This window comes from Brevundimonas sp. 357 (genome assembly GCF_003938605.1).
Lineage (GTDB): Bacteria > Pseudomonadota > Alphaproteobacteria > Caulobacterales > Caulobacteraceae > Brevundimonas.
The window spans coordinates 57,232-69,716 of sequence record NZ_RHWX01000015.1; the positions used below are offsets into that span (position 1 = coordinate 57,232).

The 12,485-nt window shown below is 68.4% G+C and carries 11 protein-coding genes; 1 reads left to right on the forward strand and 10 read right to left on the reverse strand.

Annotation, left to right across the window (positions count from 1 at the left end; translation table 11 throughout):
- Window positions 1-16 precede the first annotated feature (16 nt).
- From EGK63_RS13455 to EGK63_RS13465, 3 genes are read right to left on the reverse strand one after another with little or no spacing between them, the layout of a single operon-like run.
- Complete coding sequence (locus tag EGK63_RS13455; protein ID WP_125901915.1) at window positions 17-460, reverse strand: HPr kinase/phosphorylase; 444 nt, start codon at window positions 458-460, stop codon at window positions 17-19.
- A 10-nt stretch (window positions 461-470) separates the two neighbouring features.
- Window positions 471-2,081, reverse strand: a complete 1,611-nt coding sequence (locus EGK63_RS13460; RefSeq protein ID WP_125901916.1) for an ATP-binding protein — start codon at window positions 2,079-2,081, stop codon at window positions 471-473.
- Window positions 2,050-2,757: a response regulator transcription factor gene (locus tag EGK63_RS13465; protein ID WP_125901917.1), complete on the reverse strand. Its 708-nt coding sequence runs from the start codon at window positions 2,755-2,757 to the stop codon at window positions 2,050-2,052. Before EGK63_RS13465 ends, EGK63_RS13460 begins: the two co-directional genes overlap by 32 nt.
- A 211-nt stretch (window positions 2,758-2,968) precedes the next feature.
- Here EGK63_RS13465 and EGK63_RS13470 point away from each other — a divergent pair, with 211 nt between their 5' ends.
- Window positions 2,969-4,690, forward strand: a complete 1,722-nt coding sequence (locus tag EGK63_RS13470) for a hypothetical protein (protein WP_125901918.1) — start codon at window positions 2,969-2,971, stop codon at window positions 4,688-4,690.
- Between the two features lie 13 nt (window positions 4,691-4,703).
- Here the strand turns inward: EGK63_RS13470 and EGK63_RS13475 are convergent, their stop codons facing one another.
- The 7 genes from EGK63_RS13475 to EGK63_RS13505 all read right to left on the reverse strand — a co-directional run bounded on the left by EGK63_RS13475 (window position 4,704) and on the right by EGK63_RS13505 (window position 12,472).
- Window positions 4,704-5,054: a zf-TFIIB domain-containing protein gene (locus tag EGK63_RS13475; protein WP_125901919.1), complete on the reverse strand. Its 351-nt coding sequence runs from the start codon at window positions 5,052-5,054 to the stop codon at window positions 4,704-4,706.
- Between the two features lie 146 nt (window positions 5,055-5,200).
- Window positions 5,201-6,424: an NAD(P)/FAD-dependent oxidoreductase gene (locus EGK63_RS13480; protein WP_125901920.1), complete on the reverse strand. Its 1,224-nt coding sequence runs from the start codon at window positions 6,422-6,424 to the stop codon at window positions 5,201-5,203.
- A 39-nt stretch (window positions 6,425-6,463) separates the two neighbouring features.
- Window positions 6,464-6,772 (reverse strand): GNAT family N-acetyltransferase, encoded by a 309-nt coding sequence (locus EGK63_RS13485; protein WP_125901921.1) that lies wholly within the window; start codon window positions 6,770-6,772, stop codon window positions 6,464-6,466.
- Window positions 6,773-6,798: 26 nt separating this feature from the next.
- Window positions 6,799-9,693 (reverse strand): DNA polymerase I, encoded by a 2,895-nt coding sequence (gene polA, locus EGK63_RS13490; RefSeq protein WP_125901922.1) that lies wholly within the window; start codon window positions 9,691-9,693, stop codon window positions 6,799-6,801.
- Window positions 9,694-9,951: 258 nt separating this feature from the next.
- Complete coding sequence (obgE, locus tag EGK63_RS13495) at window positions 9,952-11,007, reverse strand: GTPase ObgE (protein WP_125901923.1); 1,056 nt, start codon at window positions 11,005-11,007, stop codon at window positions 9,952-9,954.
- Between the two features lie 59 nt (window positions 11,008-11,066).
- A complete protein-coding gene (ald, locus tag EGK63_RS13500) occupies window positions 11,067-12,197 on the reverse strand; it encodes an alanine dehydrogenase (protein WP_125901924.1) in 1,131 nt (376 codons plus the stop codon).
- 137 nt (window positions 12,198-12,334) lie between these two features.
- The gene (locus EGK63_RS13505; RefSeq protein WP_003169829.1) at window positions 12,335-12,472 is read right to left on the reverse strand and encodes an entericidin A/B family lipoprotein; all 138 of its coding nucleotides are present in this window, start codon (window positions 12,470-12,472) and stop codon (window positions 12,335-12,337) included.
- Between the last annotated feature and the right edge of the window lie 13 nt (window positions 12,473-12,485).

Sequence of the window (12,485 nt, forward strand, 5' to 3'; positions counted from 1 at the left end):
CGCCGTCGTCGCGCCGTCACGGAAGCGTTGCGACGACGTTCATCGCCGCTGCGACGACCAGGGGCGCCGAGGCGGGGCGAGGGTCCAGAACCAGGCGTGGGATCGCGATTCCGTCGATCATTTCCTGGGCCTTTTCGGGCATCCGCTCGACCGGCTCATGGGTCAGGTGCAGCGACAGGGCGATCCGCGCGAAAGGCAGGAAAGGCCGGTCGACCAGGCCCAGGCCGCGCACCTCCATCCGCCCGGCGATGGTCGCGGGCGCGGCGGCGTAGAGGGCGCCCTCGCAGGCGAAGACATCCACCCAATCGTCGCCTACCAGACGCCAGCCGTGCTGCATCAGCCGCAGGGTCAGGTCGCTCTTGCCGGCGCCGGATCGTCCCTGGATCAGCACGCCGCGCCAGGCGCCGCCGAGCCGGAGCGCGGCGACGGTGGCGTGCAGGGGCTGTCGGGGCGCGGTCATGAGGGTCAGATCACGGGCGCTTGCCCGTCGCCGGCAACCGCACCTCGAAGCGGGCCCCGACCACGGCGCCGTCGGGGCCGGTGCGGTTCTCGGCGTGGACGCGCCCGCCGTGGGCGTCGATGATTTGGCGCACGATGGCCAGGCCCAGGCCCGAGTTGGCGCCGAAGGCCGTGCCCTTGGGCCGTGAGGTGTAGAAGCGCTCGAACACCGTCTCAAGGTTTTCAGCCGGAATGCCGGGGCCGTCGTCTTCAATGCGGACGCGCAGGGGCAGGTCGGGCTGGCTGTCGTCGCGCTCCAGGCTCACCCGCACTTCGCCGTCGGGCGGGCTGAAGGAGCGGGCGTTGTCGATCAGGTTGCGGAACACCTGGCCCAGAGGAATGTCGCGGCCGACGACGCGGGCGCTGTCGGCGGTCAGGACGAAGCGCACCGGGGGCTCGCCCGGCTTCTGACCGGCCTCATAGACGCCGATGATGTCGCCCAGCAGCTCCTTCAGATCGATGGCGCGCGGGCGGTCGCGCGACAGTTCGGCGTCCAGACGCGAGGCGTTGGAGATGTCGGTGATCAGGCGATCCAGCCGCCGCACGTCCTGTTGCAGCAGATTGGTCAGGCGGGCCCTCTGCTCGTCGGTCTTGACCAGGGGCAGGGTCTCCAGCGCCGAGCGGATCGAGGTCAGGGGGTTCTTGATCTCGTGGCTGACGTCGGCGGCGAAGCGTTCGATGGCGTCCATGCGCGTCGACAGGGTGTCGGTCATGGACTCAAGCGCGCGGGCCAGGTCGCCGATTTCGTCCTTGCGGTCTTCAAGGTCGGGCAAGGAGATGGCGCGGGCGCGCTGCAGGCGCACCTGGTCCGCGGCCGCCGACAGCCGCATCACCGGCCGCGCCACGAACAGGTGCAGCACCAGCGACGCCAGCAGATTCACCGCCAGCGCCACCAGGGCGAAGGGCATCAGCGCGCGGCGTTGCGCGTCCAAGGTGGCGTTGACGTCGCCGGCTTCCAAGGTCAGCACGCCCAGCACCTGCTGCACATGGCGCACGGGCAGGGAGACGGAGACGACGCGCTCGCCCTCTTCATTGCGGCGGATGGCGGCCTGAGGCGTGCCCTTCAGGGCGCGTTCGACTTCGGCCGACAGTTCGGCGTTGGCGCGGGCCAACTGCGCGGTTTCGCGCCGCGAAGGCTCTGTCGGGGCCAGGGCCGTGCCCGCCGGGTTGGCCGGGGGCAGGGGGGCGCCGGGGATAGTGTCGCTGACTCGGAAGGAATCCGACACCTCGATCCCGTCCACGTCGAACAGGCGGGCGCGCTGGCCCGCCGGGATGAAGTTGTCGCGCAGCCACAGGGCGGCCGCGCGGTCATCCAGCATGGGATAGGGGTCGCCCTGGGTGATGCCCAGTTCGCCCAGGACGTTGGCCAGCAGTTCAGCCTGGACGCCGAGCGATTCCTGGCGCGCCTCGATCAGGCCGCGCCGCCACTCGTTCAGCAGCAGGGCGCCGCCGAACAGGATCAGCAGACTGAGAAGATTGAGGGCCAGGATGAAGCCGCCCAGGCGCGATCCGCCGAAGCGGAATCGGCGCCGCGCCGGGGCGTCTTCAGGTTCAGCTCTCGCGGTAGCGGTATCCGACGCCATACAGGGTCTCGATAGCGTCGAACTCGGGGTCGACCATGCGGAACTTCTTTCGCATCCGTTTCACATGGCTGTCGATGGTGCGGTCGTCGACATAGACCTGATCGTCATAGGCGGCGTCCATCAGATTGTCGCGGCTCTTCACGAAACCGGGACGCTGGGCCAGGGCCTGCAGCAGCAGGAACTCGGTGACGGTCAGCTTGACCGGCCGCCCGTCCCAGGTCGATTCGTGGCGCGCCGGGTCCATCGACAGCTTGCCGCGCTTGATCGCCTTGCCGGCTTCGACGGCGGCGGGGTCGACGGGGTCCAGACCTTCGACGCCGGCGCGGCGCAGCAGGGCCTTGACCCGCTCGATCAGCAGGCGCTGGCTGAAGGGCTTGTGGATGTAGTCGTCGGCGCCGAGGTTGAAGCCGAGGATCTCGTCGATCTCTTCGTCCTTGGACGTCAGCATGATGACCGGAATGCTGGAGGTCTGGCGCAGGCGGCGCAGCACTTCCATGCCGTCCATACGGGGCATTTTTACATCCAGTATCGCCAGGTCCGGCGGAGTCGTCTCAAGCGCTTCCAGGCCCGAGGCGCCGTCGTGATAGGCGGTCACCGTGTGGCCATGGCTTTCCAGAGCCAGGGACACGGAGGCGACGATGTTTTCGTCGTCGTCGACCAGGGTGATGTTGGCCAAGGGCTTCTCCTTAGTACGGGCGGGGGAACGTCCGGTCCGCCGTCGTCTGCACAACGCACAGCAAGCGTAACTGTTCTACCCGATCGTGGTGACTTTACGGTCACACAAAATGGAGCGCCGCGCTGTTGCTTTCAACCATCGAGGCGAAAAGCGAAACCCGGCCTTAAAGCTTGGGGCGACAGGATGGAGCTTCGTGCTTGTGAAAGACCCCATGGCCGGACCGGTTCACTACGAAATCTATATGCGTCGGACGGCGCCTGCTGACTGGTCCCTGCACCAGGCGACGGAGGACCGCAGACAGGCCGTGGACACGGCCGAGGAGCTGTTGCGCGACCGCGAGGCCGTGGCCGTTCGAGTCACCAAGGAGACGCTGAACCCCGAGACGATGGAATTCGCCAGCGTCGTCATCCTGACGCGCGGCGCGCCCGAGCTGACGCGCAAGCGCGCCCCCGCGGCGGACCCGCGCGGCCCGGTCTGCCGGGGCGTCGGCGACCTGTACGCCCCCCATGCGCGCGAGATGATCGGTCGGGTGCTGGAGGATTGGCTGCATCGCCAGGGCGCGACAGCCTTCGAACTGTTGCACCGTCCTGACCTGGCCGAAAGGCTGGAAGCCTCCGGCGTCGAGCTTCAGCACGCCATCCAGAAGATCGCCGTGCCTGAGGCGCAGGGGGCGGCGAAGTCGGTGCACGAATTGATGCGCCATTATCAGCGCCTGGCCGAGCAGGCGATCGAGCGTCTGCTGGTCGCCGGGCGCAAGAAACAGTTGCCCAGTTTCGACGATCGCCCGGTCTCGACGACGGCTCTGGCGCTTCAGGGCGCGCCGGATCGCGCCTTCGTCATGGGCGGGGCCGTGGCGAGCGCTCTGTGCGGCCTGCCGGGGGCGCGGGCGCGTGTGGAGCGTTTGATGGACATTTGCGACCAGGCCCCGGTCGAGGGCGCGCCGCGCGCCCTGGTCTTCGTGCCGGTGGAGCAGATTCTCTGTGAACTGATGGGATCGCGCTCCGGTCTGGCTCAGGTGCTGGGGCCTGGCCTCGATCAAGGCGCCAGTCTGGCGGCCGTGGTTCGGATGGCCGCCCCGCGCGAGGTGGACGCCGTTCTGGCTCAGGACGCGCGCCTCAATCTGCTGGCTCCGCCGATCGAGGGGCCGGTGCGGCGTCTGGGCGAGCGGTTGGCGGCGGGCGAGTTTCCCCTGCTGGCGGCTTCCCTAGCCCGCATGGTGCTGCGCGAGTTGATGAGCCAGCGTCGTCTGCGGCCTGGGGATGCGGTCGGCGAGATTGAGATTTTGCGCGTCCTGGCCATGGCGTTGACGGCGACGGCCGGACGTCTGCTGACTCTCGAAGAGGTGCAGACCGCCTTCATCGAACGATCCAAGGGGCTGGTCGCAGCCGACTTCGTCGCAGCCTATGTCAAAGACTGCACGACCGTTCTGGCCGAGGCCGAACGGCTGACGCGCCTGTGCGAGAACGTTACGGGCGGGGCCAACAAGCGGGCGGCGGCGCGCTGGCTGGACGCCTGCGTCGCCTCTCTGCGCTTCGAGACCGAGCTCCGGGCGCGGACGCCTGGCGCGATCCCGCCGGGACAGCGGCTGATGGCCCTGGGCGAATTGCAACGCGCGGTGCGCAAGGCGGGGTTGTCGGAGCGCGAGACTCAGACGGTTGTGGACGCCCTGGGCGCCGTCGGCGGATCAATCGAGGTTGACGCTCGACTGACCGCTCAATTGGCCCGTGCGCCTGCGCCGGTCGCGCAGAAGCTGGCCGCGCTGTTGCGGCTGGCGGCCGCCGAGACAGGGCCGACCGGCCCCGTCGCTGAACGCGCCCGCGCCGAAGCGGTGCGGTTGATGCGCGCGCCGGACACCCGCGCCGCCCTGGGGGCCGAGCCGCAGGCGGTGCTGACCCTGCGGCCCCTGATGCAGGCGGTCGGCCTGGCGGCCTGACTGCCCTTCGGCGTCAGTCGAAGATGTCGAAGATGTCCAACCGCTTCTTCTTCTTGCGGTAGTGGTAGTCGTCGTCCCGGCGACGGTCGTGGTCATAGCGGTCGTCACGATGACGCGGCGGCTCGCGATAGGTCGGCTGGCTTCCCCAGGGTTGCTGAGGCTGAGCGGGGGTTGGTTGCGGGGGCGGGGCGTAGGCGGCGGGCGCGGCGGCGCGCCCTTCGTCGGTCGCCGATTCCATCAGTTTTTCCAGCTCGCCGCGATCCAGCCAGACCCCGCGGCAGGTCGGGCACATGTCGAACTGGACGCCGTGGCGGTCCAGCGTCTGCATGGGCGCATTGTCGTTCGGGCACATCAGCAGGGGCATGACATCCTCTTTCGTCGTTGAATGCGGTCCGACATCACGCCGCCGAAGCGCCGCCAGAGGGGCCCGTCCCGCTACCGCAAAAGAGGTAGGGAGCGCCCGCCCGCGCGACAACGCGCCGCGTCGCCGCAGGCTCTGTTTTCATGCGGTCAGCAGTGCTGGCCCGCCGCCCAGCCCGACGACCAGGCCCACTGGAAATTGTAGCCGCCCAGCCAGCCGGTCACGTCCGCGACCTCGCCGATGAAGAACAGGCCGGGGACCGCCTTGGCCTCCATTGTCTGTTGATCGAGGGCGGCGGTGTCGACCCCGCCCAGCGTCACCTCGGCGGTGCGATAGCCTTCCGATCCGACCGGCTTGACCGTCCAGGCTTTGATCCCCTCGGCCAGGGCGCGCAGCTTCTTGTCGCCGACCTCGGCCAGCTTGCCCGACAGGTTTTCGCGCGCGCACAGGGCCTCGGCCAGACGGCGCGGCACGACGTGGCCGACGGCCGTGTGGACGGCCTGCTTGCCGTTCTCGCTCTTGGCGGCCAGAATTTCAGACGCAGCGTCGCGGTCGGGGGCCAGATCAACGGTGATCGCCTCGCCCTCGCGCCAGTAGGAACTGATCTGCAGGATCGACGGCCCCGACAGGCCGCGATGGGTGAACAGCAGGCCCTCGCGGAAGACGGTTTCCTTGGCCGGGCGGCCGGCGCTCGCATCCTTGGGCGCCTTGTGCCGCACCACGGCGTCGACCGACACGCCCGCCAGCGGCTTGAGCTGCTCCAGCAGCCCCGGCTCGAACGTCAGGGGAACGAGCGCAGGTCGGGTGTCGGTGACGCGCAGGCCGAAGCGTCGCGCGACCTCATAGCCCCAGCCGGTGGCCCCCATCTTGGGAATGGACTTGCCGCCGCTCGCCACGACCAGCGAGGCCGCCGTCACCCGCGATCCATCGTCCAGATCGACCTGAAACCGCTCGCCCGCGCGCTCCACCGCCTTGACGCCGAGGCCCAGCGACAGGCTGACGCCCGCCGCCTTCATCTCGTCCGTCAGCATGCGGATGATCTGCTTGGCGCTGTCGTCGCAGAACAACTGGCCCAGGGTTTTCTCGTGCCAGGCGATGCCGTGGCGATCGACCATCTTGATGAAGTCATGCTGGGTGAAGCGGCGCAGGGCCGACAGGGCGAAGCGCGGATTCTCGCCCAGAAAATTGGCGCCGCCGGTCCCCAGATTGGTGAAGTTGCAGCGCCCGCCGCCCGAGATGCGGATCTTCTCGCCGGGCGCGCGGGCATGGTCGATCACGCGCACGCGGCGGCCGCGCTTGCCCGCCTCGATGGCGCACATCATGCCGGCCGCGCCGGCGCCGACGATCAGGACGTCGATGTCTGAAGACTTCATCGCCCCGCCCTAGCAGGCGGCGGGGCCTGAAGCGATGCCCTACAGGCCCAGCATGGCCCGATAGGTCGGATGCACCTGATCGGCGTATTCCGGGTGCTTCTTCAGATAGCCGGAGAAGAAGGGGCAGGTCGGCAGGATGACCAGACCTTTTTCCTTCAGGTCAGCCAGGACGTGCTTGGCCATCCGGCTGGCGATGCCGCGTCCTTCCAACGGGATCGGCACAATGGTCTCGGTGATCAGCCGCCCGCCCGCGACGGGGTTGTAGATGACCACGGCGGTCTCGCCGTCGACGTCCAGCTCGTAGCGTTTGGCCTCTTCATTGTCGCGGATTTCGGGATCCAGGCTCATGTCGTCGTCCTTGGTTGGAGATAGGGTTAGTGCGCGTCGTCCCAGTTGCCGGCGGCCTTGGCTTCGACGTCCAGCGGCACGCTCAGGGCCACAGCGGGCAGGGCGGCGCCTTCCATGATGCGGCGGATGACGGCGACGGCGCGCTCGGCCTCGGCCTCGGGGGCCTCGAACACCAGTTCGTCGTGGACCTGCAGCAGCATGCGGGTCTGAAGCCCGGCCTCGGCCAGGGCGCCCGGCATGCGGATCATGGCGCGGCGGATGATGTCGGCGGCGGCGCCCTGGATCGGGGCGTTAATGGCCGCGCGCTCGCCGAACTGGCGCTCGGCGCCGGACTTGGAGTGGATGGCCGGGATGTGGATGCGCCGCCCGAAGACGGTGGTGACGAAGCCCTGCTCCTTCACCAGCGCCTTCGTCTTGTCCATGTAGTCGCGGATGCCGGGGAAGCGTTCGAAATAGGTCTTGATATAGGCGCCGGCCTCGCCCTGTTCGATGCCCAGTTGGGCGGCCAGGCCGAAGGCGCTGATGCCGTAGATGATGCCGAAGTTGATAGCCTTGGCCCGGCGGCGCGTCTCGCTGGGCATGCCCTCGACCGGCACGCCGAACATTTCGGATGCGGTCGCCGCGTGGATGTCGAGGCCGCTCTTGAAGGCGCGCTTCAGCTCGGGGATGTCGCCGATGTGGGCCAGCAGGCGTAGCTCGATCTGGCTGTAGTCGGCGCTGATCAGCACATGGCCGGGCGAGGCGATGAAGGCCTGACGGATCTGGCGGCCCGTCTCGGTGCGGATCGGGATGTTCTGCAGGTTGGGGTCGGATGAGGCCAGACGCCCCGTCGTCGCCGCCGCCAGCTGATAGGAGGTGTGGACCCGGTTCGTCTGCGGGTCCATAGCCGCCACCAGGGCGTCGGTATAGGTGCCCTTCAGCTTGGACAGCTGGCGCCAGTCCAGGATGGTGCGGGGCAGGGGGTGATTCTGGGCCAGATCCTCCAGCACGCTGGCGTCGGTGCCCCACTGGCCGCTGGCGGTCTTCTTGCCGCCGGGCAGGTTCATCTCGCCGAACAGGATCTCGCCGATCTGGCGCGGACTGCCGACGTTGAACGGGCGGCCGGCCAGCTTGTGCGCCTCCTCCTCCAGCTCGGCCATGCGCTGGCCGAAGGTCGAGGACAAGGAGCGCAGACGGTCGGGATCGACCCGCACTCCCGCCAATTCCATGTCGGCCAGAACGGCGGGCATGCCGCGTTCCAGCGTTTCATAGACGCTTGATAGTCCCTCGGCCGCCAGGCGCGGCTTCAGCAGGCGGTGCAGGCGCAGGGTCACGTCCGCGTCTTCGGCGGCGTAGCGGGTCGCCGTCGTCAGGTCGACGTGCTTGAAGCTTTTCTGGCTCTTGCCCGTGCCCGCCACGCTCTTGAAGGTCATCGGCTCGTGGCCGAGGTGAAGGCGCGACAGCTCGTCCATGCCGTGGCCGTGCATCCCGCCTTCCAGCACATAGGAAATCAGCATGACGTCGTCGATCGGGGCGACGCGCACGCCGCGCCGCGCCATGACGGTCAGGTCGTATTTGATGTTCTGGCCGACCTTCAGCACCGACGGGTCTTCCAGCAGGTCTTTCAGCCGGGCCAGGGCCGTCGGCTTGTCGATCTGTTGCAGGGGCGGGCGGGCGTCACCGCCGTCGCCGAAGTCCAGACCGCCGTCGCCGGTCGGCTCGTGCTCATGCGTCAGGGGAATGTAGCAGGCCTCGTTCGGCCCGACCGCCAGCGACACCCCGCACAGCCCGGCATGGGTCGAGGACAGGGCGTCCGTCTCGGTGTCGAAGCCGACCACGCCCGCCGCTCGGGCCCGCGCGATCCAGCGGTCGATATCTTCCAGCGTCTGCACGCACTCATAGCGGTCGTGGTCGATGGCGTGGGTCTCGGCCGGGGCGGCGAGCTCGGTCTGGCCATAGCGCGGGGTGGCGACAGGCGCACTGAGCGGGCGGGTGAAGGCCGAGCCTTCCTTCTGCGGCGCCTTGCCGTCGCCGACGCGCCGGGCCAGCGAGCGGAACTCCATCGTCTCCAGGAAGGCCGACAGGGCCTCCGGGTCCGGGTCGCGGATGATGAAGTCGTCGATCGGCTCGGGGATCGGCGCGTCGCAGGTCAGCTTCACCAGTTCGCGCGACAGGCGGATCTGATCGGCGAAGTTGATCAGGGTCTCGCGGCGCTTGGGCTGTTTGATCTCGCCCGCGCGGGCCAGAAGCGTGTCCAGATCGCCGTATTCATGGATCAGCTGGGCCGCCGTCTTGGGGCCGATGCCGGGGGCGCCGGGGACGTTGTCGACGCTGTCGCCGATCAGGGCCTGAACCTCGACCACCTTGTCCGGCGTGACGCCGAATTTCTCGAACACGGCCTCTTCTTCCAGGCGCCGGTCCTTCATGGGATCATACATGACCACGCCGTCGCCGATCAGCTGCATCAGATCCTTGTCGGAGCTGACGATCACGGCCTCGCCGCCCGCGTCGCGCGCCTGACAGGCATAGGTGGCGATCAGGTCGTCGGCTTCATACCCGGCCATCTCGACGCAGTGGACGCCGAAGGCCTTGGTCGCCTCGCGCACCAGGGGGAACTGCGGCACCAGATCCTCGGGCGCCGGGGGGCGGTGGGCCTTGTACTGGTCGTAGAGATCGTTGCGGAAGGTCTTCTCCGAATGGTCGAAGACGGCGACCAGGTGCGTCGGCCCGTCCTCGCCCTTCATGTCCTTCAGCAGCTTCCACAGCATGTTGCAGTAGCCCTGCACCGCCCCCACGGGCAGGCCGTCCGACTTGCGGGTCAGCGGCGGCAGGGCGTGATAGGCGCGGAAGATGTAGGCCGAGGCGTCGATCAACCACAGCCTGAGCGGCGGCCCGTCTTGCGTGAGGGGGCGGGCGGGGATTTCGGCGGGCGCGTCGGTCATGGCGCGAACATAGGGGGCCGAAGGCGCGGCGTCATCCGCGCTTCGCTTTCCTTCCCATGCAATGGCGAGAAGACGACGTAGCAGCCCTCAATCGCCGTCATCCTCGGACTTGATCCGAGGGTCGAGCCCTCGGCTCCGCTCAGGAAAGGCGGTGGCTCGCAGTAGGTGGCGCATCCTGTATCGAGCGCGCAGTCACCCTTGATCCTCGGATCAAGTCCGAGGATGACGGCAGGAAATTGAGGGAACGGTCGGCCTCTCTTACGGCTGCCAGCCGCCCGGCGTTTCGGGGATGACGTGTTCGCCCTCGTCCGAGACCTCGCCGCGGGTCTTCTTCACCTCGGCCCAGGCGGCGCGCAGCAGTTCGGTCACGCCCTCGCCCGAGACGCCGGACACCAGATAGGGCCGACGACCGGCGACCGCCTCCAGCTCCGCCGCCTTCTCCTCGCGGGCCTCGGGCGTCAGGGCGTCGATCTTGTTCAGCGCCAGGATCTCGACCTTGTCGGCCAGGCCCTCGCCATAGGCCTCCAGCTCCCCACGGATGATGCGATAGGCGTCGACCACGTCGTCCTGCGTGCCGTCGATCAGGTGGATCAGGCTGGCCGAACGCTCGACGTGGCCCAGGAAGCGGGTGCCCAGCCCTGCGCCTTCGCTGGCGCCTTCGATCAGGCCGGGGATGTCGGCGATGACGAAGCGTTCGGACGGGCTCAGGTCCACCATGCCCAGGTTGGGCGTCAGGGTGGTGAAGGGATAGTCCGCCACCTTGGGCCGCGCCGCCGAGACGGCCGACAGGAAGGTCGACTTGCCGGCGTTGGGCAGGCCCGCCAGGCCGATGTCGGCGATCAGCTTCAGCCGCAGCCAGATCCAGCGCTCCTGACCTTCCTGGCCGGGGTTGGCGTGGCGCGGGGCCTGGTTGACAGGCCCCTTGAAGCGGGTGTTGCCCCAGCCGCCGTTGCCGCCGGACAGCAGCTTCACCTTCATGCCCGCCTCGTCCAGATCGACGAGCACCGTCTCCTTGTCCTCATCCAGCACCTGGGTGCCGACGGGCACGCGCAGAACCACGTCCTCGCCCTTGGCGCCGTGCATCTGGCGGCCCTGTCCGTGGTTGCCGGTCGCGGCCTTGAAATGCTGCTGGTAGCGGAAGTCGATCAGGGTGTTCAGCCCGTCGGCCGACTCGACCCAGACGTCGCCGCCCTTGCCGCCGTCGCCGCCGTCGGGACCGCCGTTGGGAATGAATTTTTCGCGACGGAACGAGACGGAGCCCGCGCCGCCGTTGCCGGAGCGAATATAGATCTTGGCCTGATCGAGGAACTTCATGGGCGCCTTATGGCCCAGAAGCGCGGCGAATTACAGGCGGGCGAATTGCGGGCTGTGATTCAGCCCCTCGCTCCGCCGGCGGCCCAGACGCCGAACGGGTCGCGCCATTCCAGGCCCAGGGCCTCGGCGACGGCGGGGTGGGTGATCTCGCCCTTCAGCACGTTCAGCCCCTTGGCCAGGTGAGGATCGGCGCGCAAAGCCTCCAGCCCCCGGTCGGCCAGGGCGAGACCGAAGGGCAGGGTGGCGTTGTTCAGGGCCTCGGAACTGGTGCGCGGCGCCGCGCCGGGCATGTTGCCGACGCAGTAATGGACCACTCCGTCGACGACATAGGTCGGGTCTTCGTGCGTTGTCGCATGCGAGGTTTCGAAACAGCCGCCCTGGTCGATGGCCACGTCGATCAGGACACTGCCGGGCTTCATCGTCTTCAACTGGTCGCGCCGCACCAGGGTCGGAGCTTCGGCGCCGGGGACCAGGACCGCCCCGATCACGACGTCGGCCTTTACCAGTTCCTCTTCGATGGCGTGCAGCGAGGAATAGCGTGTGATGACGCGCCCGCCGGTCAGTTCGTCGATCTGGCGCATGCGGGGAATGGATCGTTCCAGGACCACCACCTCGGCGCCCAGGCCCATGGCCATGCGCGCGGCGTTCAGTCCCACGACCCCGCCGCCCAGCACCAGCACCCTGGCCGGCGCGACGCCCGGCACGCCGCAGAACAGCAGCCCCATACCGCCGTTGTGCTTCAGCAGGGTCTCGGCGGCGGAAAAGACGGCGATGCGGCCCGCCACCTCGGACATGGGCGCCAGCAGCGGCAGTCCCCCGTTGCGATCGGTCACCGTCTCATAGGCCACGCCCGCGCATTTCGACGCCAGCAGCGCCTTGGTCTGTTCCGGGTCGGGCGCCAGATGCAGATAGGTGAACAGGATGTGCCGCTCGGTCAGACGGCCCCACTCGGACGGTTGGGGTTCCTTCACCTTCACGATCATCTCGCTGTCGGCGAAGACGGCGTCGGCGTCGGCGACGATCAGGGCGCCCGCCTTCACATAATCGGCGTCCGGGAAGCCGGCGGCGACGCCTGCGCCGGTTTCGATGCGGACTTCGTGGCCGCGGGCGACATACTCGCGCACCGCCGTCGGCGTCAGGCCGACCCGGTGTTCGTTGGTCTTGACTTCTCTAGGGGTGCCGACGCGCATTTTTCTTCCGATAGCGGAGACAGGGTCAGAGATCGGTGACGCTAATCAAGCCGAACCGCTCTCGCCAGCGAAAAATAAAACCCCGCAGACGCGGGTGTCTGCGGGGTGTCGTCAACCTTCGCCCGGCGGCGAAGAGCCTAGTTCTTGGCGTCGCGGGCGGCGCCTTCGACGGCCTGGCCGGCGGCCTGGGTGTCACGGCCGACGCCTTGAATAGTATTGCAGGCGGCGGTCGTCAGGGCTGCGGCGGCGACGGCCAGAATGATGAGTTTGCGCATGGGAGACTCCTGT